Origin of the sequence: Rhodopseudomonas infernalis (genome assembly GCF_022271405.1) — a bacterium.
Classification (GTDB): domain Bacteria; phylum Pseudomonadota; class Alphaproteobacteria; order Rhizobiales; family Xanthobacteraceae; genus Rhodopseudomonas; species Rhodopseudomonas infernalis.
Map to the genome: position 1 here is coordinate 212106 of NZ_JAJNAL010000001.1, position 23642 is coordinate 235747.

The following is a 23642-nucleotide window of genomic DNA, read 5'->3' on the forward strand; positions in this document are numbered from 1 at the left end:
GGTTGCTTCCGTGCTGTCAAAACGTGGTTCTAGGAGGAGTTACGCCGACGGCGCAAGCGGTTAGCCCCGATCGGCGGCGTCCAAGCTGTTGCAAGGTCGCCGCTTCGCCGAAAAATCCCTGCGCGGCCATTGGTTTATGACCGGCGCTCGGCTACAAGAAACGAGATTCCCGGGGACCGCAATCGGTGCCTTGGGTTTGCCGCAACGCTCCCGCAAGACAGATTGAGGCGCCCGCCCGGCGTCGCATGCGATTGGTCGAAACCCGGTGCCGAAGATTCTGCCAGACAATTGGATGCAGCGGATCCGGAACTGGTTTCTGGACCTCGACGCCCGGCTCGACTCGACGCTGTTCTCCTCCGCGTCCGGCATCCGCGAATTGTGGGAACGCTTCGCCACCTTCATGGACCGCTTCTATGTCGGTCACTGGAAACGCTGGGTGTTCATCGAGCCGCTGTCGGAAGCCGCCACGATGGGCGCCGTCGGCCTTTTGGTGCTGCTGGCGCTGGCGCAGCCGGCGTTTCGCGAGACGCTCGACGAAGACTGGCTGAAGAAGTCCGACCTCGCCGTCACCTTCCTCGACCGCTACGGCAACCCGATCGGCAGCCGCGGCATCAAGCACAACGACTCGATCCCGCTCGAGGACTTCCCCGACAATCTGATCAAGGCGACGCTCGCGACCGAGGACCGCCGCTTCTACGATCACTTCGGCATCGACGTCGCCGGCACCGCCCGCGCGCTGGTCACCAACGCACAGGCCGGCGGCGTGCGCCAGGGCGGCTCGTCGATCACCCAGCAGCTCGCCAAGAACCTGTTCCTGTCGAACGAGCGCACGCTCGAGCGCAAGGTCAACGAAGCCTTTCTGGCGATCTGGCTCGAGACGCGGCTCACCAAGAACGAGATCCTCAAGCTCTATCTCGACCGCGCCTATATGGGCGGTGGCACTTTCGGCGCCGATGGCGCGGCGCATTTCTACTTCAACAAGTCCGTGCGTGACGTGAACCTCGCCGAGGCAGCGATGCTGGCAGGCCTGTTCAAGGCGCCGACCAAGTTCGCCCCGCATATCAACCTGCCCGCCGCGCGCGCGCGCGCCAACGTCGTGCTCGACAATCTTGTCGACGCCGGCTTCATGACCGAGGGTCAAGTGTTCGGCGCGCGGCGTAATCCGGCCTCGGTGGTCGATCGCCGCGACGAGAATTCGCCGAACTACTATCTCGACTGGGCGTTCGACGAAGTCCGCAAGGTCGTCGAGACGTTCCCGAAGTCCTATACCGAGCGCGTCTTCGTGGTCCGCACCACGATCGACATGAACGTGCAGCGCGCGGCTGAAGGCGCGATCGAGAACCAGCTCCGCCAGTTCGGCCGCGATTATCACGCGACGCAAGCCGCCACCGTGGTGTCGGATCTCGACGGCGGCGTCCGCGCGATGGTCGGCGGCCGCGACTACGGCTCCAGCCAGTTCAACCGCGCGGTCGATGCCTATCGCCAGCCCGGCTCGTCGTTCAAGCCGTATGTCTACACGACCGCGCTGCTCAACGGCTTCAAGCCGACCTCGATCGTGGTCGACGGGCCGGTCTGCATCGGCAACTGGTGCCCGCAGAACTACGGCCACTCGTATTCCGGTTCGGTGACCCTGACCCAGGCAATCACCCGCTCGATCAACGTCGTGCCGGTGAAACTTTCCATCACGCTCGGCGGCAAGGCGGGACCGAAGGCCGGCCGCGCCAAGATTATCGAAGTCGCCCGCCGCTTCGGCATCAAGGCGCCGCTGAACGACACGCCGTCGCTGCCGATCGGCTCGACTGAAGTCACCGTGCTGGAGCATGCCGTCGCCTATGCGACCTTCCCCAACAAGGGCAAGGCGCCGACGCCCCATGCGGTGCTGGAAGTCCGCACCGGCGCCGGCGACCTCGTGTGGCGGTTCGATCGCGACGGCCCAAAGCAGAAGCAGGCGATCCCCGCGTCGGTGGCGGCCGACATGGCCGGCATGATGAGCCACGTCGTCAGCGAAGGCACCGCGCGCCGCGCCGCGCTCGACGGCATTCCGACCGCCGGCAAGACCGGCACCACCAACGCCTATCGCGATGCCTGGTTCGTCGGCTACACCGGCAACTTCAGCTGCGCGGTGTGGTACGGCAACGACGACTACTCGCCGACTAATCGCATGACCGGCGGCTCGCTGCCGGCGCAGACCTGGCACGACATTATGCTTGCGGCACATCAGGGGGTTGAGGTCAAGGAACTCGCCGGCGTCGGCATGGGCACCAAGTTGCCGGTCTCGCCGGCGCAGGCCAATGCGCGCGCGGCCGACGACGACGGCAAGCCGGCGCCGCCACCGGTGCTGACGCGAAAGGGCGCCGACATCCTGGTGCGCGTCGAGAAGATGCTCGACGACGCCACCAGGGACATGGAGAAGGCCGAGCCCGGCAAACCGCTTTCGTCGAACACCGTCGGCTATCCGGACAGTTTCGCCTCAGCGACCAACGGCGCGCCGGCGACGGCGCCGCGCAAGAACTGACGGCCGCGGGAAGCGCAAGGACGATTGCAACGTGCGCCTGATCTTCTTCACTTTGCTGGCGCTGATCATCGCCGCGGGCGTCGGTGTCGGCGCGACCTGGATGACGGCGACGCGCGGCACCGACTTCGGCACGCTGACGATCGGCGCGTGGACCGCGCGGCCGCGCGCCGGCACCGCCGAGATCGATCCCTATGCCCGCGCCGCGATTGCGCGCAGCGGTGAACTGCCGATCGGCGCCGGCGACGGCATCGCCTTCATCGCCAAGGCGGACGACAACAAGCGCGCGCTCGATGGACGATGCGACGTCGAAGTCAGCGGCGTGACGCCGCCGGCGCGGTTCTGGACGCTGACGCTGTACGATCCGCGCGGCGCTTTGATCGCTAACGGGGTCGAGCGCTACGGCTTCACCAGCCAGGAAATCGTCCGTTCGGCCGACGGTGAGTTCAAGATCCGCGTCGCCGCACGATCACGCGCGGGCAACTGGCTGCCGACCGGCGGCGTCGATCGCTACATCCTGATGCTGCGGCTGTACGACACCCCGGTCGGGGTCGCGACCCGGACCCAGCGCGACGCGCCGATGCCGGCGATCACTACGGTCGGCTGCCCATGATCCGCTTCCTCGCCACCATCATCGCCGGCATCGTCCTCGGCGGCATCGTGCATCTGGTCAGCGTGCTGGCATTGCCGCGGATCGCCAGCCAGGACGCCTATGCGCGGCTGACACCGCTGACCCAGGTCAACGAAGTTTCGCAAGTGCCTCAAGTCTCGCCCGACAATGCGCCGCTGCCGTTCCTCGATCCGGCGTTCGCGATCGCGGTCTGCCGCTACGATCTGTCGAAGGGGCCGCTGAAGCTGACCGTGCCGGTCAGCCAGGCCTACACCGCCGTGTCGTTCTACACCCGCAGCGAGATCGCCTACTACGCGATCAATGATCGCTCCGCCGGCCGCAAGGTGATCGAGCTCGATCTGATGACCAGCGAGCAGCACGGCAATCTGCCGGAAGACGAAGACGTCACCGCCGCCGACCGCCTGATCATCGACTCGCCGACGACGACTGGCCTGATCGTGATGAAGGCCCTCGCCTCCGAACCCGGCATGATGAGCCAGGCTCGCGCGGCGCTGAATTCCGCGAGCTGCAAGGTGCAGCCGGAGCCGCAGGCGAAGTCGTAGTTGCGGCACCTGTAGGGTGGGCGGAGCGAAGCGTGCTCACCATCATCACAAACTACGTTGTTATGCCCTCGCGTGGGCACGGCGCTGCGCGCCTTTGCCCACCCTACAGGCTACTGAGCCGCACGCCATGAATTCCGGCGCAGCCGATCAGATGGCGCGGGTGACGCCGCCGTCGACGCGGATGTTCTGACCTGTGATGTAGCCGGCGCCGTCCGACAGCAGGAACGCGACCGTCGCGGCGATCTCTTCGGTTTTGCCGTAGCGTCCCATCGGCACGCTTTCACGTCGTTCATCGGTCGCCGGCAGGCTATCGATCCAGCCCGGCAATACGTTGTTCATACGAATGTTCTTGGCCGCGTAGCTGTCGGTGAACAGTTTCGTGAAGGTCGCCAGCCCGGCGCGAAACACAGTCGACGTCGGAAATGCCGCGGCCGGTTCGAACGCCCAAGCGGTCGAGATGTTGACGATAGCGCCGCCGCCCTGCATCTGCATGATCGGCGCCACAAGCCGGACGGCCCGCACGGCGCTGAGGAAGTACACCTCCATCCCTTTGTGCCAATCCTCGTCCGAAATCTCGAGGATCGGCGCGCGCGGCCCGTGGCCGGCGGAATTGACCAGCGCGTCGATCCGTCCCCATCGCGTCATCGCGAGGTCGACTAATCGCTTGACGTCGTCGGTCACGAGGTTCGACCCCGTGACTCCAACTCCGCCCAGCTCATTGGCGAGCGCTTCGCCCTTTCCCGATGACGATAGGATTGCGACACCATAGCCGTCCTGCGCCAACTTGCGGGCAATGGCCGCCCCCATGCCGGAACCTGCAGCCGTAATCAACGCGACTTTCTCGCTGGACATGAAGGTCTCCGGATTGCGTGTTGATGATGAGCAGCGACCAACCATTTGGAAGGCGGCGAGCCACCGCGGCCCTCACCCCTTCGAGACCAGCACATGGCCCCTCGCCGGGCCCGCCGGCACGGACATATTGGCCGCCTGCAATTCCAGCTCGGCGATCAGCCTGTCAACGTCGGCCGCCAGCGTATCGGGCGCCATGATCACCAGCCGTTCCAGCGCCCATCGATAGGACGAGGCGCGCCGGTTGAGGCATTGCTCGACCCACTGGATGATCAGCGCGTTCTCTTCCATCCGGCCGATCGCGTCGGCGCGCTCGCGTGGCGACAGGTCGGACACGTATTTCAGCGCTGCGGCGCGTTTGCGGTCCATCTCGATCACGCGCATCGCGGTGAAGCGGAACGGCTCGAACCGCGTCAGATCGTTACGGATGTCTTCGTTCAGCGCTGAATAGCGCGAGGTGTGCGAGCGGTGCGGCTCGTCGACCAGCATCCTGCCATAGGCGGAGCGGTCGAACGGCGGAGACTGCCGCCATGGCGCTGCGATCGGCTGATAGTCGCCGAACACGGTCTTCCAAGCCGGCCGCGAGCGCGGCGGCTCGACCAGCGGATACGCCATGTCGCGCAGCGTGCGTTCCTCATCGGTGAGCTGGAAATCCGACGCCCGCGCTCCGACGCTGCCGGTCGCCTCGATGCCCATCCAGCGATGCATATCGTCGGTGACGAAGTCGCCGCGGGTACGGCCGAAATCGCCCCCGGCGCAGCCGCCAAGCGTGACGCCGAGCACAGCGAACAACGCAGTTCCACGACGGACGCGATCCCCCCCCATCAGGGTTTGACGACGAAGCGCGCCCATCGCTTCGATCGGATCAGGATCGGACGCGGCGACGGCGACGCCGTGGCGGCGCGCCCTGCTCCGGTCCGCTGTCATCTTGCGACGGGGCATGGCGCTCGATCCGAACCACCGGCAGGATCACCACTGTCGCGCGGTGGCCCGGTGACGGGACCATGGTTGAGCCCGACCGCCGCGCCGACGCGTCTATCGGAAATTCAATGATGGTGCCCATGTCGACCTCTCACAGCCCTTCCTGATTTGGTGTGACGCCGGGCCATTAAGTCGCGTTATGGTTAATGCGTTGTTAAAGTCGCCGGATTGGGAAGTTGCAACCGCGACGGGCGGAATGCTAATTGTTCCATGTGGGGCGGGAACTTCATTCGGACGCGAGGCTTGAGACGTCCATGACCGAGATTCCACCGTCAGACTTCCGGTCGCGCGCGATGTCGACGATCGGCGCGCAGCCGATCGCGATCACCGCTGCCGCGTTGGTGCTGATCGTCTCCGGCATCGGGGCGATCTTGTTGTGGCGAATGGCCACCGGCGTGACTCCGGAAACCGATCGCGTGGTTGCCGGCCGACAGATGCAGGTCCGCGTCGCCCAAACCTCCGAGCAGATCATGGAGAAGGCCAAGGGCCTCGAAATGTCCCAGCAGGAGTCGATCGATCAGTTGCAAGCTGTGCAAGATCAGCTCCGCACGTTGCAGCAACTGATCACTGCACAGCGCAGCGAGACCAAGAGACTGTCCGACCAGGTTGCGGAAATCGGCAGCAGCCTTGATAGTTTGCGCCAATCCTACGCCTCAGCGCAGCCCGCCGACACCGCGGAACGGCCGTCCGCCAAGAAGCCATCTGCACGTGCGGCGCGTGGCAAAGCGCAGAAGTCCCTGCGCAAGCGAACAAAAGCGCGTCGCTGAGCTGCAATAAAAACCCCGGCTTAACCATTTCGCGAGCAAGTTGACGCTGGTTGGCGGCAATCATGTTCGGGAGTTGAGTATGCGTAGGGTTGCGGTGTTGACGGCCGGCTGCAGCGCGCTGGCCGTTCTGGTGGGCCTGGGTGCGGGCCGCGCCTACTTCTCGGCTCCGAGCGCGCCGACCGCGGCCGCCTCCTCCGAGCTCACCACCGGCGCAATCGCGACGCGCTGGCCGACGCCGGCCTCCGAAGCACCGAAGTCGCCCGCGCCGCCGATCCAGCCGGTCGTCGCCAAAGAGCCCGCCGCAATGCCGGCCCCCGCTCCGGCGCCCGCGCCTGCGCAGCAGGCCTGCACCAATCCCAACGCGCTCGGCATTTCGCGCACGGTCGAGATCGACACCACCGGCGGACCCGGCCTCGGCCTGTCGCAATATCGCGATTACGATTTCCTCGAGCCGGGCGAAGTCGCGCTGACGTTCGATGACGGCCCGTGGCCGGTGAATACGCCTGCGGTGCTGGCGGCGCTCGCGAACGAGTGCGTCAAGGCGGTGTTCTTCCCGATCGGCAAGCATTCGAGCTGGCATCCGGCAATCCTCAAGCAGGTCGTCGCCGCCGGACACACGGTCGGATCGCACACCTGGTCGCACGTCAATCTGGCCATCAAGCCGTTCGCCGAGGCCAAGACCGAGATCGAGAAGGGCATCAGCGGCACCGTGCTTGCGGCCGGCCAGCCGACCTCGCCGTTCTTCCGTTTCCCGCAACTGCGCCAGACGCCGGAGTTGAAGGCCTATCTCGGCGAGCGCAACATCGCGACGTTCTCGATCGACATCGACTCCGAGGACTTCCGCATCCACAAGCCGGAGCAGCTGATCACCGGCGTGATGACGAAGCTGAAGAAGGCCGGCAAGGGCATCATCCTGATGCACGACTTCCAGAAGTCGACCGCGCAGGCGCTGCCCGAGCTGCTCTCCCAGCTCAAGGCCGGCGGCTACAAGGTGGTGTTCCTCACGGCCAAGGATCGGGTGACGACGCTGCCGGAATACGACGCGCAGGTCCAACCCGCCCAGCAGCCGACGGCCAGCAATGCGCGGCCGATCAACAGCGTGATCCGTACCGTCAGTGGCACGAAGTAGTTCGCCTCTCTGACGCGGCGGCTTCTTCCGCCGCGTCAACACCTTGCCGGATGCTGCTGATTAACAAAGCGTTTTGCTTAACGCGGCATTAAACAGGCTGGGCTAGATTGAGCGCAGTTGCCCTCTTTTGCGACGCCATGACCCAGTCAGCACCATTCCCAGGATTCGACGGCCTGATGTCGCTCTCGCGCCGCGAGGGCATCGACATCCGTCCGACCCTGCTGCGCGTGCTGACCGATCTCTATGTGCAGAGCGCCGTGCATACGCGCGAGGAAGAGCAGCAGTTCGTTGAACTGACGTCGCGACTGATCGACGAAGTTGATGACGCGACACGGGCTGCGGTTCGCGCGAGGCTGTCGATCTACCCGCATACGCCGGAAGCGATCGCGCGGCGTCTGGCGCTGCGCAGCGCGGCAGAGCAGCGCGCGCCACAGGCCGCGACCATTTCGACAGAAACACCCTCGACCGCTACCCAGCCAGCGCGACCAGCAACCGAAGCCGAGCAGCGGGTTGCCGCTTTGCCGATGCAGCCCGACGACGCTGCACAGATCAACGACATGTTCTTTGCCGCTGCGCCGCGTGAGCGCGCCCTGATCCTGCACAATCTCGCCGAAGCGCCGCTGCGCCCGGCGGTGCGGATCCCCGCTCCGCGCGCCAAGCGTGCGATCGAGACACTTCACATGGCGGCCTACGCGCAGGATGCCGAGAACTTCACCGCTGAACTCGGCGATGCGCTGATCCTCGCGACGGCCATGGCCGAGCGCGTGGTGAGCGATCCCGGCGGCGAACCTCTGGCATGCGCGCTCAAGGCACTGGGCATGAGCAGCGCGGTGTTCGAACAGGTGCTGATGTTTCTCGATCCGGAGCGCGGCACCTCGGTGGATTGGGTGTACCGGCTGTCGCGTCTCTACGACCGGCTCGACGAACGCACCGCCCTGATCATGATCGCAGCCTGGCGCGGTGCAACCGTGGCCTCGGCACGCGCAAAGTATCGATCCATGCTGCACGACGACGAGCGCCACCGCGCTCGCGCAGGGACTACCCACGGAGCCCGACCCGCGGCCCAGCCCGGGACGGTGCCTTCGCGGGTCGGCAGCAACCGCTGACGTTTCGCGAGTCAGCGCGCCTCGTTACATGCCGCTCAGCTCTGCTTGGCCAGATCGAGGAAGTGCCGGCCGGCACGATCGTCGGTTTCGATGATCCAGATGTCCGGGTCGAACCGAATCTCCTTGGCGAGCCGCTCGTCGACGGTCGCCTCCGGCTGCGGCTGCGGCGACACCGGCGCGAAGACGCGCTCGAACGGCCGGCTTTCGTCATAGGCGGTCTGCGGCGCCGGTGCGTACAGCATTGCTGTCCGATCCGGCAGCACCACCTTGACGAACACGGCGCCGGCATCCTCGGCGCCGCGCCGGCTCACCGCGCCGAACACGCCCTCGCCTTGGCAGCGGCGCAGATAAGCGGATACCCAGATTGAACTCTTCAGTCGCATGGCGAGAGGTTTAGGCCGGCCACCGCCGCAGCGCCAGAGCGTTCTCGAGCAAACAGCGCGCGCGAGAAAGCCTGCAACGCGCTAGTCGATCGAACGACCCGTCACCATGCCGAGCTCGCGCACCAGACGGTCCGAGACCTGCCCGGTGACCGGCAGCCGGCGGGCACGCTCGAAGCGCTGGATCGCCGCCTGGGTATCGGAGCCGACATTGCCGGTCGGCTTGAGTTGGCCATAGCCGTATTCCGTCAACGCGCGCTGGACGGCGGCGATGCGGCGCGACGAGCTGATCATGTCGCCGACCGGATCGCGCGAGGCGGACGCCGGAATCGCCGCCGGCGGGCGTGGCACATTCGAGGCGGTCGAGGACGCCGCAGCGGGCGCAGCAGCGCGCGGCTGCGTGGTGCGCTGAACCAGGCTGCCGAGCGGATCGCTTGCGTCGGCGTCTGCGGCGCGGGTGCGTTCCACGCGGCGGTTGTCCGGCTTGCTGTCGTGCTTGGGCTCGGACGCACGCGTCTCAGCCGGCTTGGCGTCGGCGGCTTTGGAGTCAGACGGCTTCAGTTCGGTCGAACTCGGCTCGAGCAGCGCAGAATCCAGCGCCTTGGTGTCCGTGCGCGGCTCGACTGGGCGCGGACGCGGCAGGGTCACGACCGAGACTGAGGCCGATGCAGCGCTGCGACCGAACATTGGCGACGGATGCTGCCCTGCCTGCATGAAAATCGCATTGGTGATGATCGCCACCACGGCGGCGGACGCGAACATTCCGGCGATGACATCGCGCGGACTGCTGGTCAGCAGGCGCATCGCGAATCCCCGCTCGTCGCTGTCCGCAACGGCCGCCACAGCCGCACCGCGACGGCGCGGCGCATCATCGTCCTTCCGTCTCTTAGGCACTCTTCTTCACCTGATAGTCTTGCAGTTTCGGCTCGGCCGGTAGAACCGGCGCGAGGGTCGTGACGTTGCTACGCATCGGCTGCGCCAGCGGCAACGAGACCGTCACGGTCGTGCCGCGGTCGACTTCGCTCGTGACGTCGATCGTCCCGCCGTGCAGGCCGACCAAGCTCTTGACGATCGACAGGCCGAGGCCGGTGCCTTCGTGACGGCGCTGATAGATCGTCCCGGCCTGAAAGAACGGGTCGCCGATCCGCTTGAGATCCTCCGCCGCGATGCCGACGCCGGTGTCGCTGACGCGCAGCACCAGGCGCGCGCCCTCCACCACCGCCTCGACCGACACCGCGCCGCCGCGCTCGGTGAACTTGATGGCGTTCGATACCAGATTGAGCAGGATCTGCTTGAAGGCGCGCGGATCGCCGACGATCTCAGGCAAATTTTCCGGTGCGCGGGTGACCAGATCGATGCCGTTCTCACGCGCTTTGAGCGCCAGCAGATTGCAGCAGTTCAGCAGCGCCGGCCGCGGCGCGAACGGCTCCGGAGCGATCTCGAAATTGCCGGACTCCATCTTCGACATGTCGAGAATGCCGTTGACGACCGACAGCAGGTGTTGACCGGAATCGTTGATCAGTTGGGCGTATTCCTTGCGCCGCTCCGGCGCCAGCATCAGCTCGTCCTCGTGCAGGATCATGTCGGAGAACCCGATGATCGCGTTGAGCGGCGTGCGCAGTTCGTGGCTCATGGTGGCGAGGAAGCGCGACTTGGCGGCATCGGCGCGGTCCGCGTCGGCGCGCGCCTGTTCGAGTGCCTGTTCCTGCAGCTTGCGATCGGTGACGTCGCGCATCACCGCGACTACGTCGTTATCGCGGGGGCTGGCAGCCTCACCCGCTTCGAACGGGCGGCAGCGCATCTCAAGCCAGATGAATTCGGACGCAATCGGCCGGCCGCGATCGTCTCGCGGCACATCGCGGCGGATGCGGAATTCGACGCTGCCGGCCTCGCCGCGCGCGGCGTCGGACAGCGCCTTGAGATAAGCCGGCCGATCGGCCACATGCACGCGGTCGAACAATCCGTGACCGAGCAGCCGCTGCGCCGGCTGACCGATCAACGCTTCCACCGCCGGCGAGATGAACTGCACATCGCCGCTGCGGGCGTGGCGCGAAATCACGTCACTCATATGCCGTGCGAGCAGCCGATAGCGCTCTTCCTCGACGCTCAGAAGCGTATCGCTGGTGCGGGCCAGCGACTCGGCGCCGAACGCCAGCCCGGCCGCATACAGAGTGGCTGCTGCGACGCTGATCGCCATCACCACGCCGTGCGACACATCGGCGACCGCAGGCGCCGGAAGCAAGCCGAAATGTCCGGCGGCGATCAGCACCGTAGCGCAGCCAAGGGCCAGCGCGGTGGCAAAGCCGACCACGCGGCGCGACGCCGACAGCGCGGCTTCGAGCGGCACCAACACCAGCCAGATCGCCGCAAAAGATTCGATGCCGCCGGTCAGCGCCGCGATCACCATGACCAGACTGGCGAGCGACAATGACGACAGCACATGCGCGCTCTCGTAGCGGCCTGTGCGCGACAGGAACCACGACAGCAGGATCGGCGCGATCAGCCACACGAACGCAAGCGCTTCCAGCGCGCTCGGCGCGCCGCGCAGGACGAGATAGACCGGGAACGCTGCAAGCGCCGCGAGGCTGCCCAGAAGCCGCGGCGCGATGAAGGCGCGATGCCGCGCGCTCGCCAGCGCATCGAACCGCGCTGACGGGTGCAGCAGTGCATCGAGACACTCGCTGATGATCTTGGATATTGCCACGCGGTCCGCGCTCGCTGTCGCCTCGTGACGGGGGGACGGCGCCCCCGTTTCTGGTTGGCTCACCGTGTCAGAGCCACCTTAAACGAACGCTAAGGCATTCACCGACATCGCAATGCGTAAGGATTTGAGACGGCATCCAAGCCGCATTCGGCGAAGGATGGTGAACACATGGTTTCGAAACCGGCAGCCTATGGTTTCGAATTGGTAGCCGCGTGACGCGCCCGTCCCCGAATGGCGAGCGGCATCAATCGAATGTTTACGTCGAATCGTTTCGTCGCAGTGTTGAGGCGGATTTTGCTCGAATTGTAAGTAACCAAAACACGCTCGGTTCATTGGAGAGGAGTTAGGCAAGGGTCGGATTGAAAGGCCAATCATAGCGCGGATTGGACGACGGGGTCGCGAGATGTTTTTTCTGCTTCGATTGACGTTCTGGCTTGGACTGGTCCTGGTGCTACTTCCCCAGGACAAGACCCCGGAATCCGAAAAGCTGCCGCAGGTCGGCGCGTCCGAAGCCGTCGGCGCCGCGACCGCTGCGGTTTCCGATTTCACGCAGTTCTGCAAGCGCCAGCCGGCCGCCTGCGAAGTCGGCGAGCACGCGGCGACCGTGATCGGCCATCGCGCGCAGGAAGGCGCCCGCAAGGTCTACAAGATGATCATCGAGAAGCGCGCCAGCGACCAGACCAGCTCGATCGTGCGCGGGGACGGATCCGACGATGCGCCGGTCGGCCTCGCTCCGCGCGACACGCTGGCGCCCGACGACCTCGCCATCGAATGGCGGCTGGAACAGGTCGCGGCCCGCGCCAACTGAGCCGACCGCGCTCCGACTTTCCGCCGAGGCCGCGATCTCGCTTTCGAGGCGCGGCAATGCCATATATCTGGTACGGAGAGGTTCCACCTTCGGAGCCGCGACGAGCAGATACGGGTCACCATGACGATCGACGAAATCAGGGACAATTTCGCGCTGCTGGACGACTGGGACGATCGCTATCGCTATGTGATCGAACTCGGCCGCACCCTCGATCCGATGCCCGAGGAGGAACATTCCTCCGCGAACAAGGTCAACGGCTGCGCCAGCCAGGTCTGGCTGTCGCGCAAGACCAGCCGGAACGACGCCAACGAGCCGGTGCTCAGCTATCTCGGCGACAGCGACGCGCATATCGTGCGCGGGCTGATCGCGATTCTGCTGACGCTGGTCTCCGGCCGGACGCCCAAGGAGATCCTGGCGGCCGAGCCGATCGCCGTGTTCGACGAACTCGGCTTTCGCGAGCACCTGACGCCGCAGCGTTCCAACGGGCTGCGCTCGATGATCGAGCGGATCAAGGCCGACGCACACGCGGCGCTCGCAGCGCCGGCCTGACCCGCCCTAACCAACGACGAATTCCGCGTCCTCCGCAAGCCAGCTGCGCAGCTTCGGACGCGCCACGCCGGCCGTCGGCGACAGCCCGTAGTGGCGGGCTAGCCGATCCAGCGCGAGTTGCAGCACCACCTTGGCAGAGCGCGCCGGCCAGCCGCGTTCGTGCTCGACGTCTTCCAGTCCCCGCAGAAAGCAGCAGACGTCGAGCAGGATGCCGGAGAATTCCGGCCCGCAGGCCGCGATCGCGTTCTGGACCCGCTGTCGCGACGCCAACACCAGATCGGTCATCTCGCCCGCGCCGCCACCGCTCGACCGGCCAGTCGGCGCGCCCCAGTTCGCAGTGACGCGCGGTGTGAGGTTGCCGCGGGTAAAGTCGGCGCGCAGCCGCTCGCCCGCGACGAACTGATGGGCGCTGATCATGCTGCGCCCGTCCCGCCCCTTGCGCCGCGCCAGCCAGGCCAGCGGGCTCTCGCTATCGTCGACGGTCACCCGGGCAAACCCATCCTCCGTCATGATCTGGCGTTCGGAGAGGGACAGATGCTGGGCGCGGAAGTTGCCGATCTCGGCCGCGTCTTGCGTGGCCGCCCTGGCGGCGGGCTTGCGGCGCTTCATCGGCCGCCTCCCGACGCACGATCGACGGCCCGCGTGCCGTTCGCCGTTCGTGCCTGATCGCGCCTCTCTCCAAAACCGGCGGCTCTGCGCAGTAGGACTGACATCAACATCGGTCGCACCTCAACTGAGAAACCTGAATAAGGAATATATTCTCAGAACAGTTCGACCAGATCAACCCCTCAGAAGTGGATATTCGGATTTTTTTCCTCGGAACGCAACCCACCCACTCCCGCTGTCGTGCCCGTCTTGCCCGCACCGAAACTGGCTCTGGCAAAATCGGGGTCGAAGGGAATCGCTGGGCGCAGTGGGCGCCGTGGCGCTCGACCGGCTTACTTGCCGCGGCGGCGGCGCTGTTGGCCAAGGCCCATTTTCTTGGCGAGCTGGGAGCGCTCCACCGCGTAGTTCGGCGCCACCATCGGATAGTCCGGCGGCAGGCCCCACTTCTCGCGGTATTGTTCTGGAGTCATCTTGTACTGCGTGCGCAGATGCCGCTTCAGCGACTTGAAGCGTTTGCCGTCTTCGAGACAGATCAGATATTCGGGCGTCATCGACTTCTTCAGCGGCACCGCCGGCTTGGCCGGCTCCGCCACCGGCGTCTCAGGTCGCCCGGCGGACAGCCGCTGCAGCGCCGTGTGCACCTGCCCGATCAGGCCCGGAAGATCGGCGGCGGGTGTCGGATTGTTGCTGACATAGGCGGAGACGATGGTCGCGGTCAGTTCGACAAATGTTTTGCCCGCGGGGTCACTCATGAGAAATCCAATCGTCTCGAGACCGGCGGCGGATCCCGCCCCAGTCGAATCTTGTCGGTTGCTTGAACGATGATCGACAGGGTCGGCGCGAAACGCAACCGAGAGCTTGCCGCGATCCGATTGTAAGGCGCGCCATTCAGTCGGCGCAAGGTAGACCAACAGCTTAGCTGCGCTGGTCGAGATGCTCGCGCAGGGCATCGATCGACTCGAAGCGCATCATGCCTTCAGGCATCTGCGCCTCGATCGAGCCGTCCGAATACAGCGAATACGCCATGCCGTCGACGACCCCGGATTTCAGCACGGTAACTTCAGTCATCTCTTCGCTGCGGGGGGGCGGCGTTGTCTCCAAACGCGGCCGCTCCGGCTGCTCTGGGGGCGCCGACTCGGCGGCGCTGTCGCTGCCCCCAAGCAACGACCGGCGCTTCCGTGGGACGGCTTCGTCGCGTGACCGATCCGGTTGCGGCCAAGCTTCTTCGAAGCTGCGCACCGTCGTGGTCGGCGCAGTCGCGGCCGCATCATCGGCGGCCGCCTGAGCGGCACGCTCGCGGTCCCGGCGCGTGGTCGAGGCGAACAGCAGATTGCGCTTCTTGGGCGACGAATCGGCCGATGGCGCGGACGGAGCTTCGGGCGTTCGCGCCCGGGAGCGCTCCCGGGATGCGTCCTCCTGCCAGGGCTGCGAAGATGGCGCGGCAGACGCTTCCTGGCCGGTCCTGGGCTCGCCCCGTTGGGTGAGTTCGGACTCGGATCGGTCACCGGGGAACATCAGCCCTTCGTCAGTTTCGGGCTCCGAGGCATTCGCGGGTGGAAACCCGGGGCGCGGCTTGTCTGCCGGCCGCTGAGCGGACGCACCCGCGGCCGCCGTCACCGCCTCCAGCGCGCGAATCTGGCGGCCGACCACATGTAACCCAACCAGGATCGCACCGGTGCATCCCCCGATGACGCCGGACAGGATCAGGGTATTGCCGAAGCTGAATTCCTTGACGGGGACGCCGAATCCGATCGACGCAAGCCCGGCCAACAGGAACACAATCCCAGCCACCAGTAGAAAGACCATCCCAAACTCCCGTCCCGCCGCAGCAGGCGCGGCGGTCGCCAGGCTACGATAACGTCATATGATTGTGATCGGCAATCGCCTTTCTCGTTTGCAAACAACTTGTTGGCGGGTTCTGGAACGCAAAATAACGGGGCTGGGCTCGTGAACAACAGTCATGACTGCCGCGCGCGGGGCAGCTTGCTGCGAAGCAATCGCAGAGCTACCGTGGTGGCAATCATCACCGAACAATTGGGAGAGAAACGCATGTCGCCAGCTGAAGCCCGCCTGAAGGAAGTCCCGTCTCAGATGACCGAGGCGGAGTGGGAGCAGCGGGTCAATCTCGCCGCCTGCTATCGCCTCGTCGCGCATTACGGCTGGGATGATCTGGTCGATACCCACATCTCGGCGCGCGTGCCCGGCCCCGAACATCACTTTCTGATCAATCCCTACGGCCTGATGTTCGACGAGATCACCGCGTCGAGCCTGGTCAAGGTCGACCTCGACGGCAACCAGCTCAGCGACAGCCCGTACAAGATCAACCCGGCCGGCTTCACCATCCATTCGGCGATCCATGAGGTGCGCGAGGACGCCGGCTGCGTTCTGCATCTGCACACGCCGGACGGCACCGCCGTGGCGAGCTGCATGGAAGGTCTGTTGCCGCTGAACCAGACCGCGCATTTCGTCACCGGCGACCTCGCCTATCACGACTACGAAGGCGTCGCGCTCGATCACGACGAGCGCCCGCGGCTGCAGCGCGATCTCGGCGACAAGAACCACATGCTGCTGCGCAATCACGGCACGCTGACGGTCGGCCGCAGCGTCGCGTCGGCGTTCGAGCGGATGTATCACCTTGAGCGCGCCTGCACGATGCAGGTCCGCACCCGGATGCTCGGTCCGACCGCCTATCCGATCGAGCACCTCGCGGTCGACAAGAACCACGAACTGATGACCAACCGCGACTCCATGGAGCTGCGCTCGACCAAGCTGGTCTGGCCGCCGCTGCTGCGCAAGCTCGATCGGATCGACCCGAGCTACCGGACCTGAGGGACAGAGCTTCGTCATTGCGATCGCTGCGAGGCAATCCAGACTCGTGCACTTGGCTGGATTGCTTCGTCGGCTTCGCCTCCTCGCAATGACGGTCGAGGTTGCGGTTGAAGTTCGCCAAGGTGATGCTATCTTTCTCGCATCACCCTCTACGCTTCTCGGACGTCAAACGCCGCCCAATTCCGGGCGGCGTTTTTGCGTTCGGGTCAGCTTCGCCGAACGGGAACGCCGAGCCCGTTTCGTCCAAAGATGATCAGCCCCGCGTACACCAGCGCCGCCGCCAGCGTGGTGTGCCCGCTGAACATCACCAGTCCGAGCGCCCACCCGCGCGCGATGACCAGCAGGATCAACGCGACCAGCAGGGCGGCGCTGCCGGCGATGCGCAGCGCCGTAACGATCCTGCGCGGCAGGGATCGGCGGAGGAACTCGTTCTGTTGCCGGCGGGTCGCCAGTGCGAGCGCGGCGAAGCCCGCGAGGCTGAACGCCAGAGCGAGGGCGTGGATCATTGCGCCGCCTCGCTCGCGGCGATCGTGACAGGTCGGCGCCGTTTAGCCTCGGTCTGCCCCCGCGCGCCATGCCGCGCAGCGCGGAGTGCCAGCACGGCGTGCAGCAACGCCAGCGCACAGCACATCAGATCGACGCCGGCGAACACCCAGTCTCCGGCCGCGAGGCTGCGCCACAGCGGGCGCGGCGTCGTCGCGGCGTTGAGCACCGGTACCAGCGCCAGGAGGGCAGCGGCCGCCCAGAGTTGCTCGACCCAGGCCGTGCGCGCCGGCCGGAGCAGCGCGTGCAGCAGCGCCAGCCCCCAGACGATGAAGAAGACGTGGATCTCCCAGAACGGCCGCTCCGCCATCGAGATCGGCAGCAGCCGGTTCGCCCACAGGAAGCCCGTCATCGCGATCGACAGCCCGGCAATGCTGGCGATGTTCAGCCGTTCGACCAATCGGAAGCCGAAATAGGGCCGCGCCGGGTCCGGCAGCTTCTGCCGCCGCTTCACCGTCCACATCACCAGCCCGGTGCCGACCATCGCGGTGCCCATCAGGCTGGTGAGGAAGTACAGCCAGCGTGTCTCGACATCGCTGAAGCGGCCGAGATGCAGCGCGTAGAGCACCCCGCGGGTTTCCGCGGCGGCGCCGACACGGTCGTGCACGGAGAGCAGCTTGCCGCTGACGCCGTCGAATTCGACGTAGTCCGGACTCATCGAGACGCGCCCGGCGTCGCCGCGTGTCACCGCGATGCGCGCTGTGGAGTCTCCCGGGTTAGCGGCGTTGACGCGGCCGATATTGGCCGCCCCCCAGCGCTCCTGCGCCTGACGCACCATCGCTTCGAGCGGCGCCAGTGCCGCCTTCTCTCCGCTCGGCTTTCCGGCCGGGATGAAGGCACTCAGTTCAGAGGTGAACTGCTGACGTTCGGCCGGCGTCTTGATGGCGGCGCGCTCGCCCCATGGCATGTACAACGCCATCAGCGTCACCAGCCCGGTGTAGGTGATCATCACGTGGAACGGCAGCCCGAACACCGACAGCGCGTTGTGCGCATCGAGCCACGAGCGCTGGCCCTTGCCCCAGCGGAAGGTAAAGAAGTCCGTGAAGATCTTCTTGTGGGTAATCACTCCGGCGATGATCGCAACCAGCATCGACATCGCCGCGAGCCCGGCGAGCCATCGTCCCCAGAACGGTGACATGTAGTAGAACTGGAAGTGGAAGCGATAGAAGAAGTCGCCACCGAGCGTGCCGCGCGCCTCGACACGATGCCCGGTCAGCGGGTCGAAGTGCCCCTCGCCGAATGCTCGTGCGCCCTGCCCGCCGCCGGGAAGTCGCCAGAACGCATAGACGCTGTTGGTGCGTCCGTCCGGCAGCTTCAGGCTCCACTGCGTCGCCCCTGGGGCGATCCGCCCGAGTTCGTCGGCAACGCGCTGCGCCACCACGGCTGGATCGAGAGCCTGCGCGAGGCGCGGCAGCTCGGGCCGCATCCATTGCGACAACTCGTCCTTGAAGAACGACACAGTGCCGGTGAGAAACATCGCATACAGCACCCAGCCGAGCAGCAGCCCAGTCCAGGTGTGCAGGCCCGACATGCTTTGCCGGATGCCACGACCCGACTCGCGCGGAGTGCTGTCCACCGTCACCACTTGCCTCTCGTCAGGACCCCGACCAGGCCAGCGGCGCCAGCGCCGCGGCCACGATCAGCAGGCCGATCCATGCCGTGAGCGCGCGGCGCACGGCGAACACCCAGATCACCGCTCCGGCATAGATCGCAAAGCTCGCGAGCTGCCCGGTGAGCACCGCCTGCGGCTTGCTGATCGGCAGCGCCAGTACGGCGAGACTGAACAGCACCGCGATACCGTAGCCGCCGAGCAGCGCCGCGACGATCCGCGAGACCAGCGGACCGGTGCGCCGCGCCCGCTCGGCCAACGCTGTCATTTCGGCGCAGCCGGCTTGGCCGGCGGACCCGCGGGGATCGGCGGCAGGCCATCGGCCTGCACGAACGTGACGGAGGTGGCGTAGCTCACCGCGTCGTACTTTTCGCCGCCGCGCTCACCCGCGGTCTTGTCGTTGACGCTGACTTCCGCGACATAGGTGCCCTTCCAGGGCATCTCAAAGCTGACCAAACCCTGCGCATCGCTGTGCTCTTCCTTGGCCCAGCCCGATTGCGTGGTCAGCGTCACCTTGGTCTTCGGCTTCGGCTGATCCTTGAACACCAGCTTGAACTGGCCCGGCTGCCCGGTCGGCACCAGATCCAGCACCAGCTTCGGCGGCTGCGCCGCTGAACCGGTGATGAAGCGCGCTGCCGGATAGAACCAGTTCCGGACGTCCTTGTCCTGCTGCTTCCAGGTGTACAGCGGATAGTTCGCGTCCTCGGCGACGAGCGCCTCGCCGGCAGATGCCGCGAACGGCAGCGTGAAGCCGTCCGCGGTCTTGGTGGCGTCGGCCTTCTGCTCGCCCTTGGCGGAGAGCAGCGTCGCCGTCACCTTGCCGAACTTGTCGAGCAGGCCGGGCGACGCTTCGCGCAAGTTTTCGCCGAACTCGCCGAACCGCACCACCGCATTCTTCCCGTCGGCTTGCTCGATCCAGATCTGATGCGCCTGCGCCGGCAGCGCTGTGCCGAGCAATGCGACGATCGTGAGCGACAGCTTGTTCATCTCGTCACCGTTGAATTGCGCGATCAGAAATCGAACGCCGCGGAGAGGATGTAGGTGCGCGGCGCACCGACGGTCACGTATGTGCCGGTGGTGAGCCAGTAGTTCTCGCCGGTGACGTTTTCGATAGTGGCGCGGAACGTAACCGGCTTTCCGGTGAGCGCCGTCGTGGTGTAGCGCGCGCCAATGTCCAGACGCGTCCAGTCCGGGAATTTCGCCGTGTTCGCAGTGGTGAGGTAGGAGCCCGAGGTGTAGATCACGCGGCCGTTGAGCGCGAGCCCGCGAACCCACGGCGTATCCCAGTCGAGGCTGGCCGAGAACGTCTTGTCCGGCACGCCGGCGGCGTCGTTGCCGCGCTGGGTCGGATCGCTCGGGTTGGTCAGTTCGGGCTTGAGGAAGGTCGCACTGACCATGCCGCGCAGGTTCGGCAGGATCAGGCCGTAGGCATTGAGCTCGACGCCGCGATTGCGCTGCTCGCCGTCGTAGGCCAGCGAGCCGAGCACGCCGCCCGCTGTCCGGATCTGGCTCGGTCGCGCGATCTGGAACACCGCTGCGGTCGTCGTGATCAGGCCCCAGTCGACCTTGACGCCCGCTTCCTGCTGCTTCGACTTGTACGGTGCGAGAACCGCTCCGGTGTTATCGTAACCGGCGCCGACGATGGTGCCGCGGGTCAGTCCTTCCGCGTAGTTGGCATAGAGCGACACGTTGTGCCACGGCTTCACGACGATGCCGGCCAGCGGCGTCGTCGCGCTGGCGTCATAGCCGCTGGTGAACGCACCGGTGGTGGTGTTGAAGCTGTCCACCTTGACGTTCTGCTCGCGCACGCCGAGCGTCAGCAGCACCGACTCGTTCAGGAACGACATCGTGTCGACGATCGCGACGCTGGTCAGCGTCGATTCCGACGCGAGCCGCGGCGACGTCCGAGTTGCCGTCACCGCTGGGAGCGGCGCCGGGTTGTAGATGTTGGACGCGGTCGTCGTCGAACCCTGAATATAGGCGTTACCCGCCTCCTGATAGAAGCCCGTATAGGCGACGTTGACCTTGTGGCCGATGAAGCCGGTTTCAAACTGCGACCGGAATCCGACATTGCCGCTGACGGTTTTGGTGTAGGAATCGTAGTACGTATTCCGGACGGTGAAGTTGCCGAGCGCATCGACGGCCGCGGTGGACACCGGGAAGGTCTGATAGTTCGAACCGTCGCGATAGCCGACACCCGCATAGGCGGTCAGCCAGTCGGTCAGGTCGTATTCGAGACCGGTGGCGATGGTGTTGTCCTTCTGGCGCAGCTTTGTGCCGGGATACCAGTTGCTGCGCGCATCCGGCGCTGCCGGAACGGCCCCCAGGAACGACGACAGGCTGATCTGCGGACGGAAATTGTCGGTGTTGTCGTTCTGCGAGATCGCATCGAGGGTCCAGCGCAGCCGGTCGCCGCGATAGTCGATTGCTAGCGCGCCGAGACCGCTGCGGAAATTGCCGTCGTCGATCGAGGCCTCGCCGTTGCGACCGACGCCGTTGAAGCGGACGCCCCACTCCTTGTTGTCGCCGAAGCGGCGGCTGGTCTCGAGGTGCAAGCCGTAATTCGCCGAACTCATGAAGAATGGCGTCAGCCGCGAAAAATCCTGCTCGGTGGCGCGCTTGGTGACGATGTTGATGCCACCGCCGACGGTGCCGCTCGGTGCGATGCCGTTGATCAGCGCGCCGGGGCCCTTCAGCAGTTCGATCCGTTCGATGATCTGCGCCGGAATGCGCTGCGACGACGACAGCCCGTACAGGCCGTTGAGGCCGACGTCGCTGGCGTTGACGGGGAAGCCGCGGATCTGGAAGGTGTCGTCGAAGCCGTTGGCGCCGGTGGTGGTGCGTACCGATGCATCGTTGATCAGTGTGTCGGCCGCCGTTCGCGCCTGCTGGTCCTCGATCAATTGCGAGGTGTAGTTCACCGTCGAGAACGGCGTATTCATCACGCTGGTCGAGCCGAGCAGGCCGAGCGTGCCGCCCCGCGCCACCTGCCCGCCGGCATAGGCGGGGGCCGGCGCGCCGATCGTGCGCGTGCTTCCCATCGTCGGCGGCGGCGCCACCGGGGCCGGTGGCCGCTCGGTGGTCTGCCGCGGCGTGACGCGCGCGGCGCGTTGAGCCGTCGCGCGCGGCTGCACGGCGCGCGTTGCGCGCGCGCGCTGTTGGGGCGCATCAACGGAAACCGGCGGCAACACCCGCGATTCCGTGCTTTGCGCGCGGCTCTCCGACACGCCTACGCCAGTCAGGCACACCGACATCACGCCCGTCGCGACGCCCAAGTACCAACGATTATTGTTGTTCTTGAAGTAATTCACCGGATGCCCCCAGCTCACGTTGAGGCACGTGACTAGGAGATGACGACCGGCGAGACAACGCAGCGAGTTTAGAATGCGTTTACGTTGGAGATGCAATTACGGCCTCGTCGCGGCCGGTGAATTAGAACAACTCTAGAGAAGCCCCAATCATGGGCACGCACGATCGCATCGCGTATGAATCTGTGCGGCCGGAAATTTGAAGTTGCGACAACGCCTTCTCGTCGGAGGGCGTTGTCGAACTACACGGATGGAACCGCGCGGCGGATTTGCTGCGAGCAAGCACCGATCGTTTGCCGGGCAACGCGCGCGGGTCGATATGTGACGTTCTGCCGCACCGACGTCAGCGCGGCGACTCGGCCAGAGCCGCGAGAATCCGCACCCACGAGCGGATGCCCTTCTGAAAGCTGTTCAGGTCGTACTTTTCATTCGGCGAATGGATGTTGTCGTCGTCGAGTCCAAAGCCGATCAGCACGCTGTCGAGACCGAGCGTGCGCTTGAAGTCTGCGACGATCGGGATCGAAGCCCCGGAGCCGATCAGCACCGCGTCCCTGCCCCATTCATCCGTCAGCGCACGCTTCGCTGCGGCGAGCGGCTTCATGTTCCAGTCGAGCGCGATCGCCGCGCCGTTGGAGTGATCGAGGAACTCGGCGCGGCAATCGCCCGGCAGCCGCGCGCTGACGAAGGCGCGGAACGCGTCGCGGATCTTGGCCGGGTCCTGCCCTTCGACGATGCGGAACGATACTTTCGCCGAGGCCTCGGCGGCGATCACCGTCTTGGAACCCTCGCCGGTGTAGCCGCCGACGATGCCGTTGATGTCGCAGGTCGGGCGCGAGATCAGCTGCTCGATCAGCAGACGATCATCTTCGCCGGCCGGGATCGACAGCCCGATCGGTCCGAGGAAGCTTTCGGCGGTCAGATTCAGACTCTTCCACTGCGCCAGAATCTCCGGCGGCAGATCCTTCACGCCATCGTAGAAGCCCGGGATGGTGACGCGACCGTGGTCGTCGTGCAACGCGCCGAGGATACGCGTCAGCACGCGGATCGGATTCTGCGCGCCGCCGCCGTAGACGCCCGAATGCAGATCGCGATTGGCGGCCTTGATCTTCACCTCTTCGTAAACCAGCCCGCGCAGCGCCGTGGTGATTGCCGGCGTCTGCGGATCCCACATCCCCGTGTCGCAGACGAGCGCGAAGTCCGCTGCGAGGTCGGCCTTGTTGGCTTCGAGGAACGGCACGAAATTCTTCGAGCCGACTTCTTCCTCGCCTTCGATCACGATGGTGAGGTCGATCGGCAGTTCGCCCGTCGCCTGCTTCCATGCACGACACGCTTCAATGAAGGTCGAGAGTTGGCCCTTGTCGTCCTGGGCGCCGCGCCCGACGATGATCTTGCGGCCGTCGGCGTGGTCGGTCACCACCGGCTCGAACGGCGGGCGATGCCAAAGCTCCAGCGGATCGACCGGCTGCACGTCGTAGTGGCCGTAAAACAGCGCGTGCGGCCGCTTGCCGGTGTTGCCCTTGGACTTGGCGACGATCGCCGGATGCCCCGCCGTCTCGCGAACCTCGGCGTCGAAGCCGAGCGACGCGATGTCGGCGCACAGATGCCCGGCAGCCGCCTTGCAGTCAGCGGCGAACGCCGGATCGGCCGAGATCGACTTGATCCGCAGCAGCGCGAACAGCCGCTGCAGCGCGGCCTCGAAATCGGCATCGGCGCGAGCGAGAACGGCGGGCAGTTGCGATGGAACGGACATCGTGTGTTTTCCTTTTGTAACTCATCGAGACGTTGCGCC

Annotated in this window: 25 protein-coding genes; 9 read left to right on the forward strand and 16 right to left on the reverse strand. The window is 65.9% G+C overall.

Annotated elements, in window-relative coordinates; all coding sequences use genetic code 11:
• Window positions 1-265: 265 nt before the first annotated feature.
• The 3 genes from LPW26_RS00965 to LPW26_RS00975 are packed head-to-tail and all read left to right on the forward strand — an operon-like array spanning window position 266 to window position 3685.
• Window positions 266-2515 (forward strand): transglycosylase domain-containing protein, encoded by a 2250-nt coding sequence (locus tag LPW26_RS00965; protein ID WP_238732362.1) that lies wholly within the window; start codon window positions 266-268, stop codon window positions 2513-2515.
• A 31-nt stretch (window positions 2516-2546) separates the two neighbouring features.
• Window positions 2547-3125: a DUF1214 domain-containing protein gene (locus LPW26_RS00970; protein ID WP_238732363.1), complete on the forward strand. Its 579-nt coding sequence runs from the start codon at window positions 2547-2549 to the stop codon at window positions 3123-3125.
• Window positions 3122-3685: a DUF1254 domain-containing protein gene (locus LPW26_RS00975; protein ID WP_238732364.1), complete on the forward strand. Its 564-nt coding sequence runs from the start codon at window positions 3122-3124 to the stop codon at window positions 3683-3685. The genes LPW26_RS00970 and LPW26_RS00975 overlap by 4 nt, the downstream gene beginning before the upstream one ends.
• 147 nt (window positions 3686-3832) lie before the next feature.
• Here the strand turns inward: LPW26_RS00975 and LPW26_RS00980 are convergent, their stop codons facing one another.
• The 4 genes from LPW26_RS00980 to LPW26_RS25335 all read right to left on the reverse strand — a co-directional run bounded on the left by LPW26_RS00980 (window position 3833) and on the right by LPW26_RS25335 (window position 5876).
• A complete protein-coding gene (locus LPW26_RS00980) occupies window positions 3833-4537 on the reverse strand; it encodes an SDR family oxidoreductase (protein WP_238732365.1) in 705 nt (234 codons plus the stop codon).
• A gap of 72 nt (window positions 4538-4609) precedes the next feature.
• The gene (locus LPW26_RS00985; protein WP_238732366.1) at window positions 4610-5386 is read right to left on the reverse strand and encodes a hypothetical protein; all 777 of its coding nucleotides are present in this window, start codon (window positions 5384-5386) and stop codon (window positions 4610-4612) included.
• Window positions 5387-5399: 13 nt separating this feature from the next.
• Complete coding sequence (locus tag LPW26_RS00990) at window positions 5400-5597, reverse strand: hypothetical protein (RefSeq protein WP_238732367.1); 198 nt, start codon at window positions 5595-5597, stop codon at window positions 5400-5402.
• Between the two features lie 144 nt (window positions 5598-5741).
• Complete coding sequence (locus tag LPW26_RS25335; RefSeq protein WP_263858946.1) at window positions 5742-5876, reverse strand: hypothetical protein; 135 nt, start codon at window positions 5874-5876, stop codon at window positions 5742-5744.
• On the opposite strand from LPW26_RS25335, the gene LPW26_RS00995 reads away from it, so the two are divergent.
• The 3 genes from LPW26_RS00995 (at window position 5854) to LPW26_RS01005 (ending at window position 8517) form a co-directional block, all read left to right on the forward strand.
• Complete coding sequence (locus LPW26_RS00995) at window positions 5854-6282, forward strand: hypothetical protein (protein ID WP_238732368.1); 429 nt, start codon at window positions 5854-5856, stop codon at window positions 6280-6282. The genes LPW26_RS25335 and LPW26_RS00995 overlap by 23 nt on opposite strands.
• Window positions 6283-6361: 79 nt before the next feature.
• The gene (locus tag LPW26_RS01000; protein WP_238732369.1) at window positions 6362-7411 is read left to right on the forward strand and encodes a polysaccharide deacetylase family protein; all 1050 of its coding nucleotides are present in this window, start codon (window positions 6362-6364) and stop codon (window positions 7409-7411) included.
• A gap of 137 nt (window positions 7412-7548) precedes the next feature.
• On the forward strand, window positions 7549-8517 hold the full coding sequence (locus LPW26_RS01005) for a DUF2336 domain-containing protein (protein ID WP_238732370.1): 969 nt from the start codon (window positions 7549-7551) through the stop codon (window positions 8515-8517).
• Between the two features lie 35 nt (window positions 8518-8552).
• Here LPW26_RS01005 and LPW26_RS01010 read toward each other — a convergent pair whose 3' ends face one another.
• From LPW26_RS01010 to LPW26_RS01020, 3 genes are all read right to left on the reverse strand, one after another.
• On the reverse strand, window positions 8553-8900 hold the full coding sequence (locus LPW26_RS01010; protein WP_238732371.1) for a DUF1491 family protein: 348 nt from the start codon (window positions 8898-8900) through the stop codon (window positions 8553-8555).
• A gap of 81 nt (window positions 8901-8981) precedes the next feature.
• Complete coding sequence (locus tag LPW26_RS01015; protein WP_249784981.1) at window positions 8982-9701, reverse strand: peptidoglycan-binding domain-containing protein; 720 nt, start codon at window positions 9699-9701, stop codon at window positions 8982-8984.
• 82 nt (window positions 9702-9783) lie between these two features.
• Window positions 9784-11601, reverse strand: a complete 1818-nt coding sequence (locus LPW26_RS01020) for a PAS domain-containing sensor histidine kinase (protein WP_238732373.1) — start codon at window positions 11599-11601, stop codon at window positions 9784-9786.
• 403 nt (window positions 11602-12004) lie between these two features.
• Between LPW26_RS01020 and LPW26_RS01025 the strand changes: the two genes are divergently transcribed.
• Together LPW26_RS01025 and LPW26_RS01030 are read left to right on the forward strand one after the other, a co-directional pair.
• A complete protein-coding gene (locus LPW26_RS01025; protein ID WP_238732374.1) occupies window positions 12005-12409 on the forward strand; it encodes a DUF5330 domain-containing protein in 405 nt (134 codons plus the stop codon).
• A gap of 120 nt (window positions 12410-12529) precedes the next feature.
• A complete protein-coding gene (locus tag LPW26_RS01030) occupies window positions 12530-12958 on the forward strand; it encodes a SufE family protein (RefSeq protein ID WP_238732375.1) in 429 nt (142 codons plus the stop codon).
• Between the two features lie 6 nt (window positions 12959-12964).
• On the opposite strand, the gene LPW26_RS01035 is transcribed toward LPW26_RS01030, so the two are convergent.
• The 3 genes from LPW26_RS01035 to LPW26_RS01045 form a co-directional block, all read right to left on the reverse strand.
• Window positions 12965-13567, reverse strand: a complete 603-nt coding sequence (locus LPW26_RS01035; protein WP_238732376.1) for a DUF6456 domain-containing protein — start codon at window positions 13565-13567, stop codon at window positions 12965-12967.
• Between the two features lie 329 nt (window positions 13568-13896).
• Complete coding sequence (locus LPW26_RS01040; protein WP_238732377.1) at window positions 13897-14316, reverse strand: MucR family transcriptional regulator; 420 nt, start codon at window positions 14314-14316, stop codon at window positions 13897-13899.
• Window positions 14317-14479: 163 nt separating this feature from the next.
• Entirely contained in the window at window positions 14480-15370 is an 891-nt protein-coding gene (locus tag LPW26_RS01045) for a hypothetical protein (RefSeq protein WP_238732378.1), read from the reverse strand.
• A 243-nt stretch (window positions 15371-15613) separates the two neighbouring features.
• On the opposite strand from LPW26_RS01045, the gene LPW26_RS01050 reads away from it, so the two are divergent.
• Window positions 15614-16393: a class II aldolase/adducin family protein gene (locus tag LPW26_RS01050; RefSeq protein ID WP_238732379.1), complete on the forward strand. Its 780-nt coding sequence runs from the start codon at window positions 15614-15616 to the stop codon at window positions 16391-16393.
• 206 nt (window positions 16394-16599) lie between these two features.
• Here LPW26_RS01050 and LPW26_RS01055 read toward each other — a convergent pair whose 3' ends face one another.
• The 6 genes from LPW26_RS01055 to LPW26_RS01080 form a co-directional block, all read right to left on the reverse strand.
• The gene (locus LPW26_RS01055) at window positions 16600-16899 is read right to left on the reverse strand and encodes a DUF3325 family protein (RefSeq protein ID WP_238732380.1); all 300 of its coding nucleotides are present in this window, start codon (window positions 16897-16899) and stop codon (window positions 16600-16602) included.
• On the reverse strand, window positions 16896-18467 hold the full coding sequence (locus LPW26_RS01060; protein ID WP_238732507.1) for a PepSY-associated TM helix domain-containing protein: 1572 nt from the start codon (window positions 18465-18467) through the stop codon (window positions 16896-16898). The genes LPW26_RS01055 and LPW26_RS01060 overlap by 4 nt, the downstream gene beginning before the upstream one ends.
• 64 nt (window positions 18468-18531) lie before the next feature.
• The gene (locus LPW26_RS01065) at window positions 18532-18813 is read right to left on the reverse strand and encodes a DUF3649 domain-containing protein (protein WP_238732381.1); all 282 of its coding nucleotides are present in this window, start codon (window positions 18811-18813) and stop codon (window positions 18532-18534) included.
• Window positions 18810-19532 (reverse strand): DUF4198 domain-containing protein, encoded by a 723-nt coding sequence (locus LPW26_RS01070; RefSeq protein WP_238732382.1) that lies wholly within the window; start codon window positions 19530-19532, stop codon window positions 18810-18812. Before LPW26_RS01070 ends, LPW26_RS01065 begins: the two co-directional genes overlap by 4 nt.
• A gap of 23 nt (window positions 19533-19555) precedes the next feature.
• A complete protein-coding gene (locus tag LPW26_RS01075; protein ID WP_249785000.1) occupies window positions 19556-21799 on the reverse strand; it encodes a TonB-dependent receptor in 2244 nt (747 codons plus the stop codon).
• Between the two features lie 397 nt (window positions 21800-22196).
• Window positions 22197-23603, reverse strand: coding sequence for a M20/M25/M40 family metallo-hydrolase (locus LPW26_RS01080; RefSeq protein WP_238732383.1), 1407 nt, complete (start codon window positions 23601-23603; stop codon window positions 22197-22199).
• Between the last annotated feature and the right edge of the window lie 39 nt (window positions 23604-23642).